Genomic DNA, 22,991 nt, shown 5'->3' with positions numbered 1-22,991 from the left:
AAGCAGAAGGGGTGACCGTGCGTCGGATGACGCTATTGACCGGCCTGGCAACGGTCGGTGTGGCCCTTGCCACATATGGGGTCGCGGATGCCCACGACGTCGTCCCGGGTATCCTCACGATCGACCCGGACCCGAGCGCCCTGGCGGCGACCCGGCCCACGGAGGAGCAGGAGGACGGCGGCCCCGTGACGCCGCGCGTCCCGCTGCCCACCCCGGTCGCGGCGACGGCGGCCCGGCCCGCTCGGGTCCCCACCACCGCCGGCCTGGCCGCGACCTTGGCGCCGCTCGTCCGGGACCCCCGGCTGGGGACGGTGTCCCTCACGGTCCGCGACGGTGCGACCGGGGCCCACCTGCTCGACGTCGCCGCCGACGTCCCGCGGACGCCTGCGTCCACCACCAAGCTGCTCACCGCCGCCGCGGTCGTCCACGAGCTCGGACCCGACGCCCGCCTCACCACCGCGACGGTGCTCGCCCCGGACGGCGCACTCGTGCTGCGGGCGGGCGGCGACCTGCTGCTCGGCCGCGGCGAGTCCCGCCCCGGCGCGTCCGAGGGCCAGGCAGGGCTGGGCACCCTGGCCCGGCAGACCGCGGCGGCGCTGCGGGCGAGGGGGATCACCTCGGTGACCCTGCGCTACGACCCCGGCGTGGGCGGACCGGACGTCGCGCCCACCTGGGACCCGAGCTACCTGGGCGAGGGGATCGCCGGGCGCGTCACGTCGGTGGGACTGGCCGACGCGCTCGTCGTGCCGGGCGCGGCCGCCACGGCCGACCCCGTCGCCGACGTCACGGACGTGCTGCGGGAGGGCCTCCAGGACGCGGGAATCACGGTCACCGGGCCGCTGGTCCGGGTGGCGGCCGGGTCGACGCCGGCGGCCGCGACGCCCCTGGCCGGCATACGGTCCGCGACGATCGCCGACCAGCTGGCCGTCGCGCTGGACCGCAGCGACAACGCGCTCACCGAGGCGCTGGCCCGCCAGGCCGCCGTGCACGCCCGAGCCGTCCCGGCCGCCAGGGCCGAGTTCGCGCCGGTCGCCGCCTGGGTGCAGGCGTCGTTGCCCCGGCTGGGATACGACGTGCGCGGGCTGCGGCTCGCCGATGCCTGCGGGTTGTCGCCGGGCACGCTGGTGCCCGCCCGACTCGTCGGCGACCTGCTGACCGCCGGCAGCACCGGGCGCGACCCGGGCCTGGCCCGCGTCGTGGCCGACCTACCCGTCGCGGGGCTGAGCGGGACCCTGTCCGAGCGGTATGTCGCGGGGCCGGCCCGTGCCGGCGCCGGGCTGGTCCGCGCCAAGACCGGCACGCTGACGGGCACGAGCTCGCTCGCGGGCACCGTGGTGGACGTGGAGGGGCGGACGCTCGCCTTCGCCGTGCTCGCCAACGACGTCCCCGCGGCCACGGGGACGCTCGGGGCCCGGGACGCGCTGGACGCCCTCGCGACCCGGCTCGCGGCCTGCGGCTGCCGCTGACCGCCCCCACCGGACGACGCGGGGGGGCGGGCCGCGCCGGCCCGGCCCGCCCGGGAACGGATCGGTGCCCCGCGGGGTTGTCATGGGCATGAGCCCGAACGAGCCTGTCCAGGACGCCCCGGCCGTCGCCGCCCCCGGGACCACGCCGGAGCTGGTCGACTGGGGCTTCGCCGCCGCCACCGGCCGCCGCCTCGTCCCCCGCGGACCCCAGGTCACCCCGGCGGAGGCCACCGACGCGGTCCGGACCCTGCGCCGCTGCGCGGATGAGTCCGTCCGGCACGTCGCCGACACCGCCCGGATGCACGCCCCGGCGAGCGCCGAGCCCGCCCGGGTCGTGGACCGCGGCGGGTGGATCGACGCCAACGTCGAGTCGATGCGCGGGATGCTCGCGCCGGTCACCGACAAGCTCCTCGCCGCCCGCTCCACGCCGATGGGCCCGACCGCGCTCGCGGTGGGCGGCAAGGTCACCGGCGGCGAGACCGGTGCGCTGATGGCCTTCCTCGCGAGCAAGGTGCTGGGGCAGTACGACCTGGCGCCCGGCGGCACCCCCCGGCTGCTGCTCGTGGCGCCCAACGTGGTCGAGGTCGAGCGGGAGCTCGGGGTCGACCCCACCGACTTCCGCCGCTGGGTGTGCCTGCACGAGGAGACGCACCGGGTGCAGTTCACCGCGGTGCCCTGGCTGCGCCAGCACCTGCTCCACCGCACCCGTGAGCTGTCGGTCAGCCTGGTGCCCGACCCCGACCAGCTGGCCGCCCGCCTCGCCATGATGGTCCGCAACCTGCCGGCCGCCGTCTCCGAGGGCGGCAACGGACTCTCCGACCTGGTGACCACGCCGGAGCAGCGCGCGGAGATCGCGCGGATCACCGCGATCATGAGCCTGCTCGAGGGCCACGCCGACGTGATCATGGACGACGTGGGACCGACGGTCATCCCCACCGTCGAGACCATCCGGGCGAAGTTCGACGAGCGCCGCGGAGGACGCTCCGACGTCGATCGGATCATCCGGCGTCTGCTCGGCCTCGAGGCCAAGATGCGGCAGTACTCCGAGGGGGCGACCTTCGTCCGCGGCGTCATGGACGCGGTCGGCGTGGACGGCTTCAACGAGGTATGGACCTCGCCCGAGACGCTGCCCACCCCGGCCGAGATCGGTGACCACCGGATCTGGCTCGCCCGCGTCCACGGCTGACGTGGCCGCACCCCCACCAGGCGTCGCCGCCGTCCGGCTCGCCGTGCGGCGCCACCTGGACCAGCTCCCCGAAGGGCTGATCCTGGTGGCGTGCAGCGGCGGGACCGACTCGCTCGCCCTGGCGTCGGCGGTCGCCTTCGAGGTCGACAAGACCGGCCGCGCGGCAGGGGCCGTGGTCGTCGACCACGGCCTGCAGGACGGCTCCGCGCAGGTCGCCGCCCAGGCCGCCGACCGGTGCCGGGACCTCGGGCTCGACCCCGTCACGGTGCACCGCGTCGCGGTGCGGGCAGCGGCGGGCGGTCCCGAGGACGCCGCGCGCACCGCCCGGCACGGCGCACTGGCCGAGGCCGCCGCCCGGCTGGGTGCCGTCGCCGTGCTGCTCGGCCACACCCGCGACGACCAGGCCGAGCAGGTGCTGCTCGGCCTGGCCCGAGGGAGCGGGGCCCGGTCGCTCGCCGGGATGCCCCCGGTCCGCGGGATCGTCCACCGACCCCTGCTCGGCGTCACCCGGGAGGACACGGCGGCCGTGTGCCGGCACGACGGCCTCACCCCGTGGGCGGACCCGCACAACGCCGATCCCGCCTACACCCGGGTGCGGGCGCGGGCCCTGATGCCCCTGCTCGAGGAGCAGCTGGGCCCCGGCATACGCGATGCCCTGGCGCGCAGCGCCGATCTGCTGCGGGCCGATGCCGACGCCCTGGACGCCCTGGCCGACGACTGGCTGGCCGCACGTGCGCCCGGCGGCGTGCTCGACGGGCCGCCGGCGACCCTGCCCGCCGCGGAGCTCGCCGTCCTCCCCCGAGCCGTCCGCAGCCGGGTGCTCCACCGGGCCGCCCTGGCCGCCGGGGCCACCCCGGGAGCCCTCACCGCGGCGCACGTCGACGCACTGGACGCCCTGGTCACCCGCTGGCGGGGTCAGGGCCCGGTCGCCCTGCCCGGGTCCGTGACCGCCCGCCGCACCCGCGGGCGCGCCGGGCGGGTCGTGCTGGATCACGGCAGAGCCTCGGGCTAGGCGCACCGCGGTAGGTCCGGGGCACGGCATACTCGTCTGTGCACGTCGCACCGGGGCGGACCTCCCGGGGACGCGCAGCTCACCCCCGACCCCGAGGAGACGCAGTGGAATCCCGCCACATGGGTGACGACCTGGCCGAGGTGCTCTTCACCGAGGAGCAGATCCAGGCACGGCTCGCCGAGCTGGCCGAGCAGATCTGGCGAGACTACGAGGGCAAGGACGTCCTCCTGGTGGGGGTGCTCAAGGGCGCGGTCATGGTGATGGCCGACCTGATGCGGCACCTGCCCGGCAGCGTCGAGATGGACTGGATGGCGATCTCGTCCTACGGGTCCGGCACCAAGTCCTCCGGCGTCGTGCGCATCCTCAAGGACCTGGACACCGACATCAGCGGCCGGCACGTGCTCATCGTCGAGGACATCATCGACTCCGGCCTGACCCTGTCGTGGACCCGGTCCAACCTGGAGTCCCGGGGGCCGGCGAGCCTGGAGATCATGTCGTTGCTGCGCAAGCCCGATGTGGTCAAGGTGCCTATCGACGTGCGCTACCTCGGCTTCGACATCCCCGACGAGTTCGTCGTGGGCTACGGGCTGGACTACGCCCAGCGCTACCGCAACCTGCGTGACATCGGCACGCTCGCTCCCCACGTCTACCGCTGACGTGGGGGAACACCTCCCCGGGCTCGGTCGTTGAGCCATACGGCAGTGCCCGGACCGGGCGCCGCCGCCCTATCGGCCTCGGCCGCAGTGTGAGCAGGAAGGGACGGGGTCGCTCCCCGCACGTACATGGATCTGAAGCGCATCTTCCGCAGCCCCTGGTGGCTCGCCGTCCTCGTGGCCGTCGCCCTCATGGGCTGGATGGCGATCGGGGAGAGTTCGGACTTCCGCGAGATCGACACCTCGCGTGCCGTGCAGCTGATCAAGGAGAAGAAGGTCGAGTCGGCCAAGGTCGTCGACGGCAACCGGGTCGACCTGACCCTGAAGAAGGGCAGCGAGTTCTCCGACGGTGCCCGGGTCAAGAACGCGCGCCAGGTGCGGGCCCACTTCATCGACGCCCGCGGCCCCGAGATGGTCAAGCTCCTGGACGAGAACACCCCCGAGCAGGGGTACAACGAGGAGCCCCCGTCCGACTCGCCGTTCCTGGCGCTGCTCGGCTACCTGCTGCCGCTGCTGCTCTTCGGCGCCTTCGCGTGGTTCATCATGAGCTCGATGCAGGGCGGCGGGACCAAGGTCATGCAGTTCGGCAAGTCCAAGGCCAAGGTGGCCACCAAGGACATGCCCAAGGTCACCTTCGCCGACGTGGCGGGTGCCGACGAGGCGGTCGAGGAGCTCCAGGAGATCAAGGAGTTCCTCGTCGAGCCGGACAAGTTCCTGGCGGTCGGGGCCAAGATCCCCAAGGGCGTGCTGCTCTACGGCCAGCCCGGCACCGGCAAGACCCTCCTCGCCCGCGCCGTCGCGGGGGAGGCGGGCGTCCCGTTCTACTCGATCTCCGGCTCGGACTTCGTGGAGATGTTCGTCGGTGTGGGCGCGTCCCGCGTGCGCGACCTGTTCGAGCAGGCCAAGGCGTCGGCGCCGGCCATCATCTTCGTGGACGAGATCGACGCCGTGGGTCGCCACCGCGGCGCCGGTCTCGGGGGCGGGCACGACGAGCGCGAGCAGACGCTCAACCAGCTGCTCGTCGAGATGGACGGCTTCGACCCGCGCACCAACGTCATCCTCATCGCGGCGACCAACCGGCCCGACATCCTGGACCCGGCGCTGCTGCGCCCCGGTCGCTTCGACCGGCAGATCGCCGTGGAGGCGCCCGACATGCTCGGCCGCCACCAGATCCTGCAGGTCCACGCCAGGTCCAAGACGCTGGCGTCCGACGTGGACATGATGGCGGTCGCCCGGCGCACCCCGGGCATGACCGGCGCGGACCTGGCCAACGTGCTGAACGAGGCCGCCCTGCTCACGGCCCGCACGGACCAGAAGCAGATCACCAACGCCACCATCGACGAGGCGATCGACCGGGTTATCGCCGGCCCCCAGAAGCGCACCCGCATCATGTCGGCCAAGGAGAAGAAGATCACCGCCTACCACGAGGGTGGGCACGCCCTGGTCGCGGCCGCGATGCGGCACACCGACCCGGTCAGCAAGATCACGATCCTGCCGCGCGGCCGGGCCCTGGGATACACCATGGTGCTGCCGTTGGACGACAAGTACTCCACCACCCGCAACGAGATCCAGGACCAGCTGGCCTACGCCCTCGGCGGCCGGGTGGCGGAGGAGATGATCTTCCACGACCCGACGACCGGCGCCTCCAACGACATCGAGAAGGCCACCGGCCTGGCGCGCAAGATGGTCATGGAGTTCGGTATGTCGGAGCGGGTCGGAGCGGTCAAGCTCGGCCAGTCCGGGGGCGAGGTCTTCCTGGGCCGCGACATGGGGCACGGCAAGGACTACTCCGAGGGCCTGGCCGCCGTGGTCGACGCGGAGGTGCGTCGCCTGATCGAGGACGCCCACGACGAGGCCTGGCACGCCCTCAACGACAACCGCGACGTCCTGGACCGCCTCGTCCTGGAGCTGCTGGAGAAGGAGACCCTGGGCCGCGAGGAGCTCGAGGTGATCTTCGCCGACGTCGTCAAGCGCCCGGAGCGTCCGATCTGGCTGTCCAGCGAGGAGCGTCAGGTGAGCCACCGACCGCCGGTCCTCACCCCCGCCGAGCAGGCCGCCCTGCAGCACGGCGCGGGCGACCCGCTGCGCGCGCAGGTGGGCGACCACCCCGATCCCGACCGCGAGCACCCGCCGACCCAGGTGATCCAGAACCCGCCGCAGGGTGTCGTCGACCCCGGCTACCGGGTCCCCGACACCGATGTCTGAGCGCGTCAGCACCACCACCGACGTGCTCGGCCCGCGCATCGACCACGCCCGGGTCGAGGCGGCGGTGCGGGAGATCCTGCTCGCCGTGGGTGAGGACCCGGACCGCGACGGGCTGCAGGACACCCCGGCGCGGGTCGCCCGGGCCTACGAGGAGGTCTTCGCCGGCCTGCACCAGGACCCGGGGGCCGCGCTGGACGCGGTCTTCGAGATCGGCGGCCACAGCGAGCTCGTCATGGTCCGGGACATCGAGGTCTACTCCACCTGCGAGCACCACCTCGTGCCGTTCCACGGCGTCGCGCACGTGGGCTACATCCCGGGGCGGGACGGGCGGGTCACCGGGTTGTCCAAGCTCGCCCGCCTCGTCGACGTCTACGCCCGCCGACCCCAAGTGCAGGAGCGGCTCACCACCCAGGTGGCCGACGCCCTCGTAGAGCACCTCAATCCTGGTGGCGTGATCGTGGTCATCGAGTGCGAGCACCTGTGCATGTCGATGCGCGGCGTCCGCAAGCCTGGGTCGCGCACCATCACCTCCGCCGTCCGCGGCCAGCTGCGCGACCCGGCCACCCGGGCCGAGGCGATGCAGCTCGCCCTCGGCGGCCGAGGCTGAGCGGGCCGGTCATGGCTGCCCGCACGCGACCGCTGCTCATGGGCGTCGTCAACGTCACCCCCGACTCGTTCAGCGACGGCGGACGGTGGCTGGACGCCGACCGGGCCGTGGCCCACGGCCTCGACCTGGCCGCACAGGGGGCCGAGCTCGTCGACGTGGGCGGCGAGTCCACGCGGCCCGGCGCCGACCGGCCCGGCGCCGACGAGGAGCTGGCGCGCGTCATACCCGTCATCACCCGGCTCGTGGCGGCGGGCATCGCGGTGTCGGTCGACACCATGCGCGGGACCGTCGCCCGGGCGGCGGTCGAGGCGGGCGCCACCGTCGTCAACGACGTGAGCGGCGGCCTGGCCGACCCCGAGCTGGTCGCGGTCGTCGCCGGCACCGGCGTCACCATGGTCGCCCAGCACTGGCGGGCCCACGGCGCGGTCATGCAGGGCGCGGACCACCTGGCGTATGCCGACGTCGTGGCCGACGTGCGCCGCGAGCTCGACGAGCGGCTGGCCGCGCTCGGCGCCGCCGGGGTGCGCGAGGAGCAGGTGGTGCTCGACCCGGGCATCGGCTTCAGCAAGACCGCCGAGCACAACTGGCGGCTGCTCGCGCACCTGGACGAGCTCGCCTCGCTGGGGCGGCCGCTGCTCGTGGGCACCAGCCGCAAACGCTTCCTCGGGTCCCTGCTCGCGGACCCGGACGGGGCGCCACGGCCCGCCGACGAGCGCGACGTCGCCACCGCGGCGACCACGCTGCTCGCCGCCCAGGCCGGGGTGTGGGGCCTGCGAGTCCACGACGTGCGCGCCAGCGCCGACGCGCTCGCCGTCCTCGGTGCCTGGGAGGGCGCGCGATGAGCGACCGGGTCCTCGCCTCCGACCGGATCACCCTGACCGGGCTGCGCGCCCGCGGTCGGCACGGGGTGCTGCCCGAGGAGCGGGTCCTCGGGCAGGAGTTCGTCGTCGACCTGGTCCTGCACCTGGACCTGCGGACGGCCGCCACCACCGACGACCTCACGACCACGGTGAGCTATGCCGAGGTCGCCGAGACCGTCCACGCGCTCGTGGCAGGGGAGCCCCTCGACCTGATCGAGACCCTCGCCGGCCGGATCGGGGCGCGCCTGCTCGCCGACCACCTGCGCCTGACATCCGCCGAGGTCACCGTGCACAAGCCCGCCGCTCCCATCGCGGTGCCCTTCGGTGACGTCGCGGTCACCGTGGTCTCGCGGCGCGACGAGCCCGTCGTCATCGCCCTCGGGGCCAACCTCTTGGATCCGGCCGCCGCCCTCGCCCGGGCCGTCCGGCGGCTGCGCCGCGTGCGCGGCCTGCACGTCACCGGGTGCTCCGGCCTCTACGAGACCGCGCCGGTCGGCGGCGTGGAGCAACCGGACTACCTCAACGCCGTGGTCGTCGGCCGCACCACCTTGTCGGCATACACCCTGCTCGCCGAGCTGCACCGCCTGGAGGCCGCGCAGGGCCGCGACCGCAGCCGCGAGCAGCGCTGGGGCGCCAGGATCGTGGACCTGGACCTGATCGCGTACGGCGAGGTCGTCAGCGACGACCCGGTCCTCACGCTGCCGCACCCGCGGGCCCACGAGCGCGCCTTCGTGCTCGTGCCCTGGGCGCAGGCGGACCCCACCGCCGTGCTGCGGACACCGGTCGGCCCGCGTCCCGTGGCCGAGCTGGCGGCCGAGGTCGGGGCGGTCGACCCCAGGACCGGCGCGGGTGCCGGCATCCGACCCGGACCTCCCTGGCCCCGGCGCCGCCGAGAGGGCCGGTCCGTGGACGACGCCGCGCGCTGCCCGGAGGCCGAGCCGTGCTGACCCGAGGGCTCACGGCCGGTGGCGTGGTGCTCACGGCGATGCTGACCTTTGCCGGGTGCTGGGTCGGGCTGGCCCGGTGGAGCGACACCGGTCACCCGATGCCGCCGTCGGGCTACCTGGGTGTCGTGCCCCCGCTGCTCGTGGCCGCCATGGTCCTCGCCGGGGCCTGGTCGGTGCGGCGCACCGTCACCGGTCGCCGGCCGGCGGGTCCCCACGACGGGCTCCGGGGTTATCGCGTCCTCGTCCTGTGCCAGGCTGCGGCGCTGACCGGGGCCGTGGTCCTGGGATGGTCGGCGGCCCTGACCGTCGTGGGACGCGCGACGCTCGCGCTGGAGGGGGCGGGCTCGCCCGCCGCCGGAGCGCTGGCCACGGCGTTCGCTGCGAGCGTGCTCGCCGCCGCGGGGTTGCTGGGCCAGTCCTGGTGCCGACTGGACGACGAGCCGCCCGCACCGCGCTAGGGCGTGTCTCTTAATGCTGGTAGCCAGAGGGTGATGGCGCGTAGGAGGATGGCGGCGCGGTAGGTGAGGGCGAGCTTGTCGTAGCGGGTGGCGATGGCGCGCCATTGCTTGAGCTGTTGGAAGCTGTTCTCGACGACGTGGCGTTTGGCGTACAGGCCAGGGTCGGTCTTCGGGGGCCGTCCGCCCTTGGACCCGCGGCGTGTGCGGTTGGCGCGTTGGTCGCGGGGCTCGGCGATCGCGGTGGTGATCCCGCGCCGCCGGAGCAGCGCGCGGTGGGCTCGACTGGAGTAGGCCTTGTCGGCCATGACCGCGTCCGGTGTCGTGCGTGGGCGGCCCGGGCCTGGGCGCGGGACCCGTACGGCGTCGAGCAGGTTGGTGAACATCCGGCTGTCGCTGCCCTGACCGGGACCGAGCAGCACCACGATCGGGCGGCCCTGGCCGTCGCACAGCTGGTGGACCTTGGTCGACAGCCCGCCGCGTGACCTGCCGATGGCGTGGTCAGCCGGCTCGATCCGCTGATTCTTGTGATTCGACCGATCCCCCCGCGAGGCGGGTGGTGTTCGTCGCGTGCTGGTGGGCGCGGGTGATGGTGGAGTCGACCGCGACGTCCCAGTCGATGACCCCCGCCGCGTCCGCACGGGCCAGCAGAGCCGTCAGCACCCGGTCCCAGGTCCCGTCACCGGCGAACCGGCGGTGTCGCTTCCACACGGTCTGCCAGGGCCCGAACTCGCCCGGCAGGTCCCGCCACGCGATCCCGGTCCGGTACCGGTAGATGATCCCCTCGACCACGGTCCGGTGGTCACGAAACCGCCTGCCCCGCTTTCCGTCCGCGCACGGCATGAACGGCTCGATCAGCTCCCACTCGCTATCCGAGAGCACCTGCATCCGCGACATGACACCGACAATCGCGTGTCACCACGCTCACCTTTGGGAGACACGCCCTAGACCCCGGGTCGGTCTGCTCACCCGCCGTCGGTCGGGACCTGCGAGGTCGCGCTCGGCGAGGGGGAGTCGCCGGGGGAGTCGCTGGGGGAGGGCTCGTCGGGGCACACCGGCAGGCTCTCGGCCCGGGTGACCCACCCCTCCTCGTCGAGGGTGAGCTTGACCAGGCCGGCGTCGTCCGGAAGCGCCTGGATGGCCTCCAACGTGCTCTTGCTCGCCTGAGGTGCCGTCCCGTCCGGGCTGCAGGTCAGCTGGAGCACCTCGGCCGCCGGGTCCACCGGGATCCGGAAGGACACGGTGTTGCGGTTGCTGAACCGGCTCTTGACCGTGAGGTCGAGGCCGGTGCGTCCCATCGAGGAGTCGGAGCGTCCGCGCACCGACCACCGGTCCAGCACCAAGACCTGGTTGCCGCCCTCCTCCTCCAGACCGGTGATCCTCCCGAGGTCGAAGTTGCGGCCACGCACGGCGCTGCGCACGTCCGGGTTGCGTGTGGGCGTGGGCGTGGGCGTCGGTGACGGGGCTGCCGCCATCGGCATCGACGTGGGGGCGCTCCTGGCGCTCACCGTGATCGTCGGCGTGATCGTGACCGTGACCGGCGGGGCGTAGCTCGACGTAAGTGCCGTGCAACCCGAGACGGACGCCACCACCGCGACGATGCCGAGGGGAAGGGCGTGGCGGGCAGGGGGCAGCGGCATGGCGGGTCCTTTCGTCGGGCCCAGTCTCACCCGGCGCGCGCGAGGGGCCAACCCGGCGCGCCCGGCCGAACCGGTCGGACCTCGGTGGTGGCTCCGTCGCGGGACCGGGAGGAGGACCTGCGGCGACTACCCTGGACCCATGAGCGACACCCCGACCCGCGAGCACGTCCAACCCGATCCCGGCATCCCCGACAGCGACGTCCCCGAGCAGATGCGCGTCCGCCGGGACAAGCGGGAGCGGCTGCTGGGCAAGGGGGTCGCGCCATACCCCGTGCAGGTGCCGCGCACCCACACGCTGGCCGAGGCGGCCGCGCTGGGTGAGCCGCTGGAGGCGGGCGAGGAGCCGGAGGGCGAGCAGTTCGCGGTCGCCGTCGCGGGCCGGGTCGTCTTCTCCCGCAACACCGGCAAGCTGTGCTTCGCCACGCTGCAGGAGGGCGTGGGCACCCGGCTGCAGGTCATGCTCTCCCTCGCCGCGGTCGGCCAGGAGGCCCTCGACGCCTGGAAGGCCGACGTCGACCTCGGTGACCACGTGAGCGTCACCGGCCGGGTCGTGCGCAGCCGTCGCGGCGAGGTATCGGTGATGGCGGACTCCTGGACGATGGCGAGCAAGGCGCTGCGTCCGCTCCCGACCCTGCACAAGGACCTGTCCGAGGAGACCCGGGTCCGGCAGCGGTATGCCGACCTGATCGTGCGTCAGGAGGCGCGCGACATGGTGCGCACCCGCGCGGCCATCACCTCCTCGATCCGCCGCACCCTGGACGATCGCGGTTTCGTGGAGATCGAGACCCCGGTGCTGCAGCTCGTGCACGGCGGCGCGGCCGCTCGGCCTTTCCGCACCCACCTGAATGCCTTCGATCAGGAGATGACGCTGCGCATCGCGCTGGAGCTCAATCTCAAGAAGGCCGTGGTGGGTGGGATCGACAAGGTCTACGAGATGGGTCGGATCTTTCGCAACGAGGGCATCGACTCCACGCATTCCCCGGAGTTCACGATGCTGGAGTTCTACCAGGCCTACGCCGACCAGACGTCGATCGCCGAGGTGCTCCGGTCGGTGATCCTCGACGCCGCCGACGCCGTGGGCACCCGTCGCATCGAGACCGACAAGGGGATCATCGACCTGGACGGGGAGTGGCGCTGGCTGCCGGTCTACACCGCGGTGTCCGAGGCCGTGGGCGAGGAGATCACCTGGGAGACACCGGTGGAGCGGCTGCGCGAGCTGGCCGCTCGGCACCAGGTGCCGCTCGACGAGTCCTGGGGCGCCGAGAAGGTCGTCCTGGAGCTGCTCGGCGAGCTGGTGGAGCCGACCCTGCTGCAGCCCACCTTCCTGTGCGACTACCCGCCGTCGGCCCAGCCCCTGGCCCGGCAGCACCGCACCGACCCGCACCTGATCGAGGCCTGGGACCTGATCATCGGCGGGATGGAGCGGGGCACGGGCTTCTCCGAGCTGATCGACCCGGTCGTGCAGCGCGAGGTCCTCACCGCCCAGTCGCTGAGGGCCGCGGCGGGTGACCCCGAGGCGATGAGCCTCGACGAGGACTTCCTGCGGGCGCTGGAGTACGGCGCGCCCCCCATGGGCGGGATCGGCCTGGGCGTGGACCGTCTGGTCATGCTCTTCACCGGCGCGGGGATCCGGGAGACGATCTTGTTCCCGCACCTGAAGCCGCAGCAGTGACAACCTGTCGTCAGAGGAAAGGTGGCCGGTCGATGGACATGGTCTGGAAGGTCTTCGTGGCGCTCGCGCCGACGGTCGGGGTGCTGTTCATCTTCTGGCACGTCATGAAGAGCATCCTGGAGGGCGACCGGCGCGAAAGGATTGCTCACGCCCAGTGGGAGCGCGAGCAGGATCGCGCAGCACGAGAGAGCGGGCCGGAAAAGGATCGAGCCTGAACCGGCCTCGTCCTTGATTGCGCAAAGCCATTAGCAGAGGTTATGGTCATGGGTGCGCCTGCAGTATCCCCTCAACATTTTCAGGAGCTTTCCATGGCCCAGCGTGTCCAGGTGATTCTCGAGGACGATATCGATGGTGGTCCCGCCGCGGAGACCATCACCTTCGCGCTCGACGGGGTGACCTACGAGATCGACCTGTCCGAGGACAACGCAGCCAAGCTGCGCGAGGACCTGGCCCAGTGGATCGGGCACGCCCGCCGCTCCGGTGGCCGCCGCTCCACCTCGCCCGCCCGCCGGTCCGGGTCCGCCGGTGGTCGGCGCAACCTCAACGACGTGCGTGAGTGGGGCCGGGCCAACGGCTTCAAGGTGTCCGAGCGCGGTCGGGTCTCGACCGAGCTGCAGGAGGCCTACGACAAGGCTCACTGAGCCGTGGGCTATCCCCTCGTCGGAGCCGAGCTGGAGTTCGCCTGCGACCTGGTGGCCTCCCGCATCGCCTGGCTCGAGCTGTCCGTCGAGCCAGGCGATGGCACGAGCGGTCGCCCCACGATCGACACCGGGGCCGTGGCCGACGGGGACCCGACGGGTCTGGCCCAGCTGGCCGCCTGGCGGGGGCGGGTCGAGCAGGTGTGGCTGCGCACGTACGGCGTTGCCCAGCCGCCTCACATCGCCGCGACCTTCGTGCTCGGGTGGTATCTCGACGCCCTGGCCCACACCGCGGCCCACGCGGCCGAGCTGGGGCCGTGGGTGCTGGACGTGGCGCCAGGCGCGGTCACCATCCAGCCGCACCCCACCCAGGGCTACCCCGAGCGGGTGCTGCTGAGGCCCACCGCCGCGCACCAGGTGGTCGCCGCGGAGCCGGTGCGCCGCCGGCGGGCGCAGGAGCGGTACCGCGCCCATGCCGAGGCCGTGGCGACGGCGTACGCCGTGCCCGGGGTGCGGATGTCCAGCCGGCAGCGGCTGGGCATGGTCGACGACCTCTGGCACGCCGCGACGGTGCGCGCGCGCTCCGGCGCAGGGAGCCCGCTCCTCCCCCCATCGGGGGATGCGGACGGCGGACGGGTCCGGCGTTCCTGCTGCTTCATCTACGCTCTCCCCGGAGGGGGCTTGTGCTCGACGTGCCCGCGCCGATCCCGGCGCGTGCCCGCTCCGCGCAGCACCTGACGCCCCGATCCGCGAGGAGAGCCATGTCGACCGCCGCCGACGCTGCCGCCACCGCCGTCCAGACGGCCGAGCTGGAGCACGTCGTCGAGCTGGAGATGAAGTTGCTCGACCCCAACATGCGCAGCGACCGCGAGGCCGTGCAGAACCTCCTGCACGAGTACTTCAACGAGTTCGCGCCCAGCGGACTGGTCTATCACCGGGGCAACGTCGAGCTCGCGCCCGTGGAGGACTCCTCGGCCGCTCTCACCGTCGAGCAGCTCGAGGCGGAGCTGCTCACCCCCGGGGTCGTCCTGGTCACCTACCGCGTGCATCGCTCGCAGCGCGCGTCCTGGCGCTCCTCGCTGTGGCTGCACACCCCGGACCGCGGGTGGTTGCTGCGCCAGCGTCAGACCACGCCGATCCGCCTGGACGGCTGACCGGACCGGCGCGTGACTCGGCCGTCTTCCGCCCGTATGACGGGGCAGTGACTACGCTGTGCATATGACGCCATACACCGCCGCCGGGCTCTTCACGCTCACGGTCCTCGTCGTCGGCCTCGGCCTGATCGCACTGCGTCATCTGTCCGGATGGTGGTGCGTGGTGCTGGCGACGGGGGTGAGCGTGCTGCTCGCCGTGCTGCGAGCCGCGGGCGCGCTCACGGGACCGGGGTGGCGGAGCGGCTTGGGCTGGTTGCTCGTCTCCCTGGTGCCGCTGGTGGCTGCGCTGCTGGGGGAACGGTCGTGGCGTGGCGTGCTGCGAGCGGGCCGCACCGTCGCACCCCTTGCCCCGGACGCCGCTCTCCGCCGATCCTGGGGGCGCGGTGCGCTCGTGCTCGTGGCCCTGGCCGCGCTCGCCGCGGTCCTCCTGGGAGAGCTGACGACGGCGGTGGTCGCCGTGCTCCCGCCGCTGGTGCTCGGGCTGGGTCTGCTGGCACTCGGTCACCGCCTGCGGCTCGGCTGGCTGCTCGTGCTCGCGACGCAGGTGTTCGCCGCGGCGCAGATCGTCGCCGCGCTGGTGGCAGGTCTCCCGACATACACCGGGCTGGGGCTGATCGGCCTGCTCGCGCCCCCGGCGCTCCAGGTGATCGCCGTTGTCGCCGTGGCGCTGTGGGGACGGCGGGAGTGGACCCGGCGCGAGCGCACCCGTCCGACCGCGCCGACGACCGGCTCGGCCGCCGCCGTCCGCTGACGGCGAACACCAGGTCCGGAACACCTGGCGGGTGCGCCGCGTTGATGCCGACGAGTCAGGCGGACCTGCGTCGTCCATCACGGGGTCGGGCCGCAGTCGCAGCTAGCATCGAGCCATCTCGACAGCGAGGAGCAACGCAGATGTTCGAACGGTTCACCGACCGAGCCCGTCGCGTGGTCGTGCTTGCGCAGGAGGAAGCGCGCATGCTCAACCACAACTACATCGGGACCGAGCACATCCTGCTCGGGCTGATCCACGAGGGCGAGGGCGTGGCCGCCAAGGCTCTGGAGAGCCTGGGCATCTCGCTGGAGGCCGTGCGCGAGCAGGTCCAGGACATCATCGGCCAGGGCCAGCAGGCCCCCACCGGCCACATCCCCTTCACCCCGCGCGCCAAGAAGGTCCTCGAGCTGTCCCTGCGCGAGGCGCTGCAGCTCGGCCACTCCTACATCGGGACCGAGCACATCCTGCTCGGGCTGATCCGCGAGGGCGAAGGCGTCGCCGCGCAGGTGCTCGTCAAGCTGGGCGCGGACCTCAACCGGGTCCGCCAGACCGTGATCCAGCTCCTCTCCGGCTACCAGGGCAAGGAGACCGCCGGAGCCGGCGTCGGCGCCGCCACGGGCGGCCCGGCCGAGGGCACCCCCGCCGGGTCGCTCGTCCTCGACCAGTTCGGGCGCAACCTCACCCAGGCCGCGCGCGAGGGCAAGCTCGACCCCGTCATCGGGCGCGACAAGGAGATCGAGCGGGTCATGCAGGTGCTGTCCCGCCGCACCAAGAACAACCCCGTCCTGATCGGTGAGCCGGGGGTCGGCAAGACCGCCGTCGTCGAGGGCCTGGCCCAGGACATCGTCCGCGGCGACGTCCCCGAGACGCTCAAGGACAAGCAGCTGTACACCCTGGACCTCGGCGCCCTCGTGGCCGGTTCGCGCTACCGCGGCGACTTCGAGGAGCGGCTCAAGAAGGTCCTCAAGGAGATCCGCACCCGCGGCGACATCGTGCTGTTCATCGACGAGATCCACACCCTCGTCGGTGCCGGCGCGGCCGAGGGCGCCATCGACGCGGCGAGCATCCTCAAGCCGATGCTGGCCCGCGGCGAGCTCCAGGTCATCGGCGCCACGACGCTGGACGAGTACCGCAAGCACATCGAGAAGGACGCCGCGCTGGAGCGGCGCTTCCAGCCCATCCAGGTCGCCGAGCCCACGCTCGCGCACACCATCGAGATCCTCAAGGGCCTGCGCGACCGCTACGAGGCGCACCACCGGGTGTCCATCACCGACGGGGCGCTCGCCGCGGCCGCCAACCTCGCGGACCGCTACATCAACGACCGCTTCCTGCCGGACAAGGCGATCGACCTGATCGACGAGGCCGGGGCCCGGCTGCGGATCAAGCGGATGACCGCCCCGCCGGAGCTGCGCGAGTTCGACGACAAGATCGCGACCGTGCGCCGGGAGAAGGAGGCCGCCATCGACGGCCAGGACTTCGAGAAGGCCGCATCCCTGCGCGACGACGAGCGCAAGCTCGTCGAGGCCAAGGCCGAGCGCGAGACCCAGTGGAAGTCCGGCGACATGGACGTCGTCGCCGAGGTCGACGACGAGCTGATCGCCGAGGTCCTCGCGGCCTCCACCGGCATCCCGGTCTTCAAGCTCACCGAGGAGGAGTCCTCGCGCCTGCTGCACATGGAGGACGAGCTGCACAAGCGGATCGTCGGCATGGACGACGCCATCAAGGCGCTGTCCCAGGCCATCCGCCGCACCCGTGCCGGGCTCAAGGACCCCCGCCGCCCCGGTGGGTCGTTCATCTTCGCCGGCCCCACCGGCGTGGGCAAGACCGAGCTCGCCAAGGCGCTCGCCGAGTTCCTCTTCGGCGACGAGGACTCGCTGATCCAGCTGGACATGTCCGAGTTCGGCGAGAAGCACACCGCCTCGCGGCTGTTCGGCTCGCCCCCCGGTTACGTGGGCTACGAGGAGGGCGGCCAGCTCACCGAGAAGGTCCGTCGCAAGCCCTTCTCCGTGGTGCTCTTCGACGAGGTGGAGAAGGCCCACCCCGACATCTTCAACTCGCTCCTGCAGATTCTCGAGGACGGTCGCCTGACCGACTCCCAGGGCCGCATGGTCGACTTCAAGAACACCGTCATCATCATGACCACCAACCTCGGCACCCGGGACATCTCCAAGGGCGTCTCCCTGGGCTTCGCCGGCGGCGCCGACGACACCACGTCCTACGACCGGATGAAGCTCAAGGTCTCAGAGGAGCTCAAGCAGCACTTCCGCCCCGAGTTCCTCAACCGCGTCGACGACGTCATCGTCTTCCCGCAGCTGTCCAAGGACGAGATCGTCCAGATCGTCGATCTGTTCATCGCGCGCCTGGACAAGCGGCTCAAGGACAAGGACATGGGCATCGAGCTCACGCAGTCCGCCAAGGAGCTGCTCGCGAAGCAGGGCTACGACCCGGTCATGGGTGCCCGCCCCCTGCGCCGCACCATCCAGCGCAACATCGAGGACGTGCTCTCCGAGAAGATCCTGTACGGCGAGCTGACGGCCGGCGAGATCATCCTGGTCGACACCGACGGCGCGGAGAAGGACCCGAAGTTCACCTTCTCCGGCACCACAGGCTCGGACATCCCGGACCTTCCGCCGCTCGACGTGGCCCTGGACGGTGGGCCTGCGCAGAGCAACTCGGTGGACGGTGCCCCCGAGATCGGGACGGACGGCTGACCGATCCCGCCCGACGCCTCGACCCGACGGCCCCGCCCACCACATGGTGGTCGGGGCCGTCGGGTGCGCGAGAACCAGAGCTATGGTGGGCGTCTCCGCGACCGACGAGGACCCGATGAGGCGCACCCCGCAGCAGAACCCCATGACGATCCGGCGGGCCCGCACCGCCGACGTCCTCGCCATACGAGGTCTGGTCCGGCCGTATGCCGAGCAACGCATCCTCCTGGACAAGGACACGGTCGCGTACTTCGAGGCGGTGCAGCAGTTCCGGGTGGCCGAGGTCGACCACGTCGTCGTGGGATGCGGGGCGCTGCACGTCTTCTGGGAGGACGTGGCGGAGGTGCGTACGCTGGCGGTCGCCCCGGAGGCGGCCGGGCGTGGGGTGGGTGGCCGGCTGGTGCAGGCGCTGCTCGACGACGCCCGAGAGCTGGGGATCGCGCGGGTGTTCTGCCTGACCTTCGAGGTGGACTTCTTCGCGCGGCACGGCTTCCGCCCCATCGAGGGGACGCCGGTGTCTCCGGAGGTCTTCGCCGAGCTGGTTCGTTCCTACGACGAGGGGACCGCGGAGTTCCTGGACCTGGACCGGGTCAAGCCCAACACCCTCGGCAACACCCGGATGCTCCTCACTCTGCAGGAGTGATGCCGGCGAGCAGCTCCGCCGCCCAGATGCGGCAGCCGGTCGGGCCGGGGTGAGAACCGTCGCTCGCCAGGTCGTCCGGGCCGACACCGACGTGACGGACGGGCACGTGCACCAGGCGGTGCCGGTGCGCGGCCTCCGCCAGACGCTCGTCGAACGCGCGGGCCCGAACCGCCAGCAGGGAGCTCAGCGGGCGGGGCAGCAGCGGCATCCAGCGCGGGTCGGGCAACCCGCTCAGCACCACCTGGGCGCCGGGCGCGAGGTTCGCGATGCGGGTGACCAGCGCCTCCACGTCCCGCGCGAAGGCCGCCGGTCGTGCGCCGCGGATCAGGTCGTTGACACCCAGCACCACCGCGACGACGTCCGCCGGCGTCCTGGCCAGCCGGTCGAGCAGGTGGGTGGTGCAGTAGTCCACGGTGGCCCCGTCAGCGGCGACGGTCCGCCAGGCAACGGGGCGATGCTCGCGGTCGGCGAGCTGCTGGGCGAGCTGGGCCGCGAGGATCTCCTCCGGCCGGGTACACCCGATCCCGAGGGCCGTGGACTCGCCGAGCACCACCAGAGCGATCTCGGTCCCGTCGCCCTCAGCAGGATGGGCGACCCCGTGCCCGCCGTCTGCCGGCGCGGTGAGCTTGGGTGCAGCGGCGGCGATCCGACGGTGCAGCAGCTCGCGGGGTCCTGGAGCCCGCAGCAGACCTGCCGACGCGCGGGCGGTCGAGGCCGCCGACGTGACCAGCCCGGCCATGTCGCCCAGGTCGAGCGCGCGCCGCACCTGGGGGGCATCGACACGGCGAGGGATGATGCGAGGAGCCATGGCTCCATGATTCCTCAGCCGGGCAGCTGGTAGCGGCCTCTGCTGACCGGTTCGACGAGCCCGTCCGCAACCAGCCCGTCCAGACATCGCATCCGCCGCAGCTCGTCGTCGGGGCAGGCCGGGGTGAGGGCGGCCAGGGGGACCGGGCCGGCCGAGGCCCGGAGGATCGCCAGCATCGCGCCGCGGACCTGACGATCGGTGCCCTCCCAGGACTGCGTCCTGCGGGGCGGCCCGTCGTAGGCGGGGGATCCGGCGAGCACCCAGGCACAGCGCCCGGCGATCGGGCAGCTGCCGCAGCGTGGAGTGCGGGCGGTGCAGACGAGCGCACCGAGCTCCATGACGGCGACGTTCCAGACGCGGGCGACCGAGGGGTCCTCGGGGACGAGGGAGCCTGCGAGCTCGGTCTCGGCGCGCGACAGCGCGGGAGCGGGCAGGGCGAGCCCGGAGACGGCCCGGGCCTGGACCCGGCGGACGTTGGTGTCCACGACCACCGTCCGCTCACCGTGGGCGAAGCAGGCGACGGCCGCCGCGGTATAGGACCCCACTCCCGGCAAGCCCAGCAGCTCGGACTCCGTGGCCGGGACCTCGCCGTCGTGGTGCTCCACGATTGCGACGGCGCACTGGTGCAGCCGCAGGGCCCGGCGGGGGTAGCCGAGACGACCCCACGCGCGCACCGCGTCTCCGGCGGGTGCCAGGGCCAAGGACGCCGGGGTCGGCCACCGCTGCAGCCACTCCCGCCACACCGGCAGGACCCGGGCGACGGGGGTCTGCTGCAGCATCACCTCGCTGACGAGCACGCCCCAGGGCGAGCAGCTCTCGTCGCGCCAGGGCAGGTCGCGCCGGTTCTCGGCGTACCACTGCAGGATGGGGTCGACGATGCTCATGAGCAGGGCGGATGGTGTCGCGATCAGACGTAGCGCTCGAGGATGCTCGACTCGGCCAGCCGAGACAGCCCCTCGCGGACCGCACGGGCTCGTGACTCGCCGACCCCGTCGACGTCCATGAGGTCCTCGAGGCTGGCGGCGAGGAGTCGCTGCAGGGAGCCGAAGTGTTCCACGAGCCGGTCGACGATGGTCCCCGGTAGCCGCGGGATCTTGGACAGCAACCGGAACCCGATGGGGCTGACCGCCTGGTCGAGGACGTCGGCGTCCGAGGCGAAGCCCAAGGTGCGGGCGACCAGCTGCAGGTCGATGAGCTCGCTGGTGGACAGCTGCGCCAGCTCGGCCAGGCTGGTCTGGACGCTGACCGCATGGTCTGCCTCACCTCCGACCGCCTCGTGCAGGTAGTCCCGGATCACCAGCTCGCGGTCGTTGCCGAGGCCCTGCATGAGCTCCTCGAGCTGGAGGCTGAGCAACCGACCGTCGGTGCCCAGCTCGACGACGTAGCCTTCGATCTCCTCGCTGATGCGACGCACCATCTCGAGCCGCTGCAGCACGGCCATGACGTCGCGCACCGTCACCAGGTCCTCGATCTCCAGGGCGGAAAGGGTCCCGGTCACCTCGTCCAGACGCGCCTTGTAACGGCCGAGGGTGGCCAGCGCCTGGTTGGCGTGGGACAGGATCGCGGAAGAGTCCTCGATAACCCGACGCTGGCCGTTGACGTAGAGCGCGATGATCTGCATCGACTGGCTCACCGAGACGACGGGGAAGCCGGTCTGCTTCGCCACCCGCTCGGCAGTGCGGTGACGGGTGCCGGACTCACTGGTCTCGATGGACGCGTCCGGGAGGAGCTGGGTGGCGGCCCGCACGATGCGGGAGACGTCACGGGTGACGACGATGGCGCCGTCCATCTTGGCCAGCTCGCGCAGGCGGGTGGCAGCGAACTCGATGTCGATGGGGAAGCCGCCGGTGGAGATCTGCTCCACCAGCTTGTCGTTGCCCAGGACGATGAGGGCGCCGGTGCGGCCGCGGAGGATGCGTTCCAGCCCGTCACGCAGCTCGGTGCCGGGTGCGACGGCTGCAAGGGCCGAGAGCATCAGCTCGTCGTCGGGGCGGCGGTCCACGCACTCTCCTTCTCGTCCGGGCGGCGGGCGCCACGGCTCCACGGTCACCGCATGCAGGGTGTTGCCTGCAGTTGACCCGCTGTCATCCTAACGGAGCATGCAGGGTGCGTCATGGGGACCATTGGCCGGGTTGGACCGGGCGCAGGCACTCAGTCGCCGTCAGGACCCTCCCCGCGCCGTGGTCCCAGATCCAGGGCCAGGCCGATCGCCCGCCCCACCTGGTTGACCTCCAGGACCTGTATGCCGGCGGGCAGCTGCCCCTGTGCCACGGTGCCGGTCGGCACGATCGCTCGTCGAAATCCGAGGCGGGCGGCTTCGATGAGGCGCCGCTGGAGGCCGGTGCAGGCCCGCACCTCACCAGCGAGCCCCACCTCGCCGAACGCCACCGTGCCCGAGGCGACGGGGGTGCCGGCGAGGGAGGACGCGAGCGCGATGGCGACGGCGAGGTCGGCAGCAGGCTCGGTGAGGCGGACCCCCCCGACCGTGGCGAGGTAGGCGTCGCACTCGTGGACCGCGAGCCTGGCGTGCTTGCTGAGCACGGCGAGGACCATGGCCGTCCGGTTGTGGTCCACGCCGCTGGTGGTGCGGCGCGGGTTGGTGGCCCTGGTCTGGTCGAGGAGGGCCTGTACCTCGGCCACGAGCGGGCGGCGACCCTCCAGCGTCACGGTCACGCAGGTGCCGGCCACCTCGGTGTCCCGGCTGGAGAGGAAGAGTCCGCTGGGGTCGGTCAGTCCCACGATCCCGACGTCGGACAGGTCGAAACACCCGACCTCGTCGGTCGGGCCGTACCGGTTCTTGACGGCTCGCACCAGGCGCAGCCGGCTGTGTCGCTCGCCCTCGAACTGGACGACCACGTCGACGAGGTGCTCCAGCACGCGCGGCCCGGCGATGGACCCGTCCTTGGTGACGTGCCCGACGAGCAGGGTCGCCATGTCTCGGCGCTTGGCGGCTGCGATGACGCTGGCCGCCACCTCGCGCACCTGGGACACGTTTCCTGCGGCTCCCTCGATCTCGCCCGAGCTGATGGTCTGGACCGAGTCCACGACCAGCAGGTCGGGCTGCACCGCCTCCACCTGACCCAGCAGGGTGGCCAGGTCGGTCTCGGAGGCGAGGTAGAGCCGGTCCGCGATCGCGCCGATCCGCTCCGCGCGCACGCGCACCTGCGCCGCGGACTCCTCGCCGCTGACGTAGAGCACCGTCCCGCCGGCCTGGGCTACCTGGGCCGCGACGTCGAGGAGGAGGGTGGACTTCCCGATCCCCGGCTCCCCGGCCACGAGGACGACCGCGCCGGCAACGAGCCCGCCCCCCAGCACCCGGTCGAACTCGCCGACCCCGGTGGACCGGGCCTCGGCCCGGCGGGCGTCGACCTGGGCGATGGGGACGGCCGGGCGCTCGACGTGGCTGGCCGCGGTGGTGCGGATGGCCACCGCTCCGACCTCGCTCACCGACCCCCAGGTCTGGCACTCGCCGCACCGTCCGACCCACTTGGGCGTCGTCCACCCGCACTCGGAGCAGCGGTAGGTCGCCTTGGTGGTCTTGGGGGCCTTGCTCGCCATACGCGCAGCCTAGGCGGCCGGTCGGACA

23 protein-coding genes are annotated in these 22,991 nt (G+C 72.6%); 17 read left to right on the top strand and 6 right to left on the bottom strand.

Features of this window, described 5'->3' with window-relative positions:
• Nucleotides 1-185 precede the first annotated feature (185 nt).
• From ACK2IS_RS13780 to ACK2IS_RS13740, 9 genes are all read left to right on the top strand, one after another.
• On the top strand, nucleotides 186-1,466 hold the full coding sequence (locus tag ACK2IS_RS13780; RefSeq protein WP_409483866.1) for a D-alanyl-D-alanine carboxypeptidase/D-alanyl-D-alanine-endopeptidase: 1,281 nt from the start codon (nucleotides 186-188) through the stop codon (nucleotides 1,464-1,466).
• 88 nt (nucleotides 1,467-1,554) lie between these two features.
• Nucleotides 1,555-2,652 carry a zinc-dependent metalloprotease gene (locus ACK2IS_RS13775; RefSeq protein ID WP_409483865.1) on the top strand — a complete coding sequence of 366 codons (1,098 nt, stop codon included), beginning with the start codon at nucleotides 1,555-1,557 and terminating at the stop codon, nucleotides 2,650-2,652.
• A 1-nt stretch (nucleotide 2,653) separates the two neighbouring features.
• Complete coding sequence (gene tilS / locus ACK2IS_RS13770) at nucleotides 2,654-3,664, top strand: tRNA lysidine(34) synthetase TilS (protein ID WP_409483864.1); 1,011 nt, start codon at nucleotides 2,654-2,656, stop codon at nucleotides 3,662-3,664.
• 104 nt (nucleotides 3,665-3,768) lie between these two features.
• Entirely contained in the window at nucleotides 3,769-4,320 is a 552-nt protein-coding gene (gene hpt, locus ACK2IS_RS13765; protein ID WP_409483863.1) for a hypoxanthine phosphoribosyltransferase, read from the top strand.
• A 126-nt stretch (nucleotides 4,321-4,446) separates the two neighbouring features.
• Nucleotides 4,447-6,522 (top strand): ATP-dependent zinc metalloprotease FtsH, encoded by a 2,076-nt coding sequence (gene ftsH / locus ACK2IS_RS13760; RefSeq protein ID WP_409483862.1) that lies wholly within the window; start codon nucleotides 4,447-4,449, stop codon nucleotides 6,520-6,522.
• Nucleotides 6,515-7,129 carry a GTP cyclohydrolase I FolE gene (gene folE / locus ACK2IS_RS13755; protein WP_409483861.1) on the top strand — a complete coding sequence of 205 codons (615 nt, stop codon included), beginning with the start codon at nucleotides 6,515-6,517 and terminating at the stop codon, nucleotides 7,127-7,129. Before ftsH ends, folE begins: the two co-directional genes overlap by 8 nt.
• Before the next feature lie 11 nt (nucleotides 7,130-7,140).
• Nucleotides 7,141-7,971: a dihydropteroate synthase gene (gene folP / locus ACK2IS_RS13750; protein ID WP_409483860.1), complete on the top strand. Its 831-nt coding sequence runs from the start codon at nucleotides 7,141-7,143 to the stop codon at nucleotides 7,969-7,971.
• Nucleotides 7,968-8,936: a 2-amino-4-hydroxy-6-hydroxymethyldihydropteridine diphosphokinase gene (gene folK / locus ACK2IS_RS13745; RefSeq protein WP_409483859.1), complete on the top strand. Its 969-nt coding sequence runs from the start codon at nucleotides 7,968-7,970 to the stop codon at nucleotides 8,934-8,936. The genes folP and folK overlap by 4 nt, the downstream gene beginning before the upstream one ends.
• The gene (locus ACK2IS_RS13740) at nucleotides 8,930-9,394 is read left to right on the top strand and encodes a DUF3180 domain-containing protein (protein ID WP_409483858.1); all 465 of its coding nucleotides are present in this window, start codon (nucleotides 8,930-8,932) and stop codon (nucleotides 9,392-9,394) included. The genes folK and ACK2IS_RS13740 overlap by 7 nt, the downstream gene beginning before the upstream one ends.
• Here ACK2IS_RS13740 and ACK2IS_RS13735 read toward each other — a convergent pair.
• A protein-coding gene (locus ACK2IS_RS13735) for an IS5 family transposase (RefSeq protein ID WP_409483857.1) occupies nucleotides 9,391-10,288 on the bottom strand; the annotation gives its coding sequence in 2 pieces (ribosomal slippage) (nucleotides 9,391-9,927 and nucleotides 9,929-10,288; 897 coding nt in all). The two genes, ACK2IS_RS13740 and ACK2IS_RS13735, sit on opposite strands and share 4 nt — an antisense overlap.
• Before the next feature lie 68 nt (nucleotides 10,289-10,356).
• Nucleotides 10,357-11,031 (bottom strand): hypothetical protein, encoded by a 675-nt coding sequence (locus ACK2IS_RS13730; protein WP_409483856.1) that lies wholly within the window; start codon nucleotides 11,029-11,031, stop codon nucleotides 10,357-10,359.
• Between the two features lie 139 nt (nucleotides 11,032-11,170).
• Between ACK2IS_RS13730 and lysS the strand changes: the two genes are divergently transcribed.
• The 8 genes from lysS to ACK2IS_RS13690 all read left to right on the top strand — a co-directional run bounded on the left by lysS (nucleotide 11,171) and on the right by ACK2IS_RS13690 (nucleotide 18,597).
• A complete protein-coding gene (gene lysS / locus ACK2IS_RS13725; protein ID WP_409483855.1) occupies nucleotides 11,171-12,703 on the top strand; it encodes a lysine--tRNA ligase in 1,533 nt (510 codons plus the stop codon).
• Nucleotides 12,704-12,735: 32 nt separating this feature from the next.
• A complete protein-coding gene (locus tag ACK2IS_RS13720; protein ID WP_409483854.1) occupies nucleotides 12,736-12,918 on the top strand; it encodes a lysyl-tRNA synthetase in 183 nt (60 codons plus the stop codon).
• Between the two features lie 93 nt (nucleotides 12,919-13,011).
• Nucleotides 13,012-13,344, top strand: a complete 333-nt coding sequence (locus ACK2IS_RS13715) for a histone-like nucleoid-structuring protein Lsr2 (protein ID WP_409483853.1) — start codon at nucleotides 13,012-13,014, stop codon at nucleotides 13,342-13,344.
• Between the two features lie 3 nt (nucleotides 13,345-13,347).
• The gene (locus ACK2IS_RS13710; RefSeq protein WP_409483852.1) at nucleotides 13,348-14,079 is read left to right on the top strand and encodes a (2Fe-2S)-binding protein; all 732 of its coding nucleotides are present in this window, start codon (nucleotides 13,348-13,350) and stop codon (nucleotides 14,077-14,079) included.
• Nucleotides 14,080-14,102: 23 nt separating this feature from the next.
• On the top strand, nucleotides 14,103-14,495 hold the full coding sequence (locus ACK2IS_RS13705; protein WP_409483851.1) for a DUF4440 domain-containing protein: 393 nt from the start codon (nucleotides 14,103-14,105) through the stop codon (nucleotides 14,493-14,495).
• A 64-nt stretch (nucleotides 14,496-14,559) separates the two neighbouring features.
• Nucleotides 14,560-15,246 carry a hypothetical protein gene (locus ACK2IS_RS13700; RefSeq protein WP_409483850.1) on the top strand — a complete coding sequence of 229 codons (687 nt, stop codon included), beginning with the start codon at nucleotides 14,560-14,562 and terminating at the stop codon, nucleotides 15,244-15,246.
• A 140-nt stretch (nucleotides 15,247-15,386) separates the two neighbouring features.
• On the top strand, nucleotides 15,387-17,957 hold the full coding sequence (locus tag ACK2IS_RS13695; RefSeq protein WP_409483849.1) for an ATP-dependent Clp protease ATP-binding subunit: 2,571 nt from the start codon (nucleotides 15,387-15,389) through the stop codon (nucleotides 17,955-17,957).
• Nucleotides 17,958-18,072: 115 nt separating this feature from the next.
• Entirely contained in the window at nucleotides 18,073-18,597 is a 525-nt protein-coding gene (locus ACK2IS_RS13690) for an amino-acid N-acetyltransferase (protein ID WP_409483848.1), read from the top strand.
• Here the strand turns inward: ACK2IS_RS13690 and ACK2IS_RS13685 are convergent.
• The 4 genes from ACK2IS_RS13685 to radA all read right to left on the bottom strand — a co-directional run bounded on the left by ACK2IS_RS13685 (nucleotide 18,581) and on the right by radA (nucleotide 22,963).
• On the bottom strand, nucleotides 18,581-19,405 hold the full coding sequence (locus ACK2IS_RS13685) for a GDSL-type esterase/lipase family protein (RefSeq protein ID WP_409483847.1): 825 nt from the start codon (nucleotides 19,403-19,405) through the stop codon (nucleotides 18,581-18,583). The genes ACK2IS_RS13690 and ACK2IS_RS13685 overlap by 17 nt on opposite strands.
• A gap of 14 nt (nucleotides 19,406-19,419) precedes the next feature.
• Nucleotides 19,420-20,289, bottom strand: a complete 870-nt coding sequence (locus ACK2IS_RS13680) for an A/G-specific adenine glycosylase (protein WP_409483846.1) — start codon at nucleotides 20,287-20,289, stop codon at nucleotides 19,420-19,422.
• A gap of 23 nt (nucleotides 20,290-20,312) precedes the next feature.
• On the bottom strand, nucleotides 20,313-21,380 hold the full coding sequence (disA, locus tag ACK2IS_RS13675) for a DNA integrity scanning diadenylate cyclase DisA (RefSeq protein WP_409485679.1): 1,068 nt from the start codon (nucleotides 21,378-21,380) through the stop codon (nucleotides 20,313-20,315).
• Between the two features lie 176 nt (nucleotides 21,381-21,556).
• Nucleotides 21,557-22,963 (bottom strand): DNA repair protein RadA, encoded by a 1,407-nt coding sequence (radA, locus tag ACK2IS_RS13670; RefSeq protein WP_409483845.1) that lies wholly within the window; start codon nucleotides 22,961-22,963, stop codon nucleotides 21,557-21,559.
• Nucleotides 22,964-22,991 lie beyond the last annotated feature (28 nt).

Origin of the sequence: Arsenicicoccus dermatophilus (assembly GCF_046267915.1) — a bacterium.
In the GTDB taxonomy this organism is placed as follows: domain Bacteria; phylum Actinomycetota; class Actinomycetes; order Actinomycetales; family Dermatophilaceae; genus Arsenicicoccus; species Arsenicicoccus dermatophilus_A.
The sequence above is the reverse complement of the archived record's forward strand: the minus strand, read 5'-3'. Positions and strand labels throughout refer to the sequence as shown.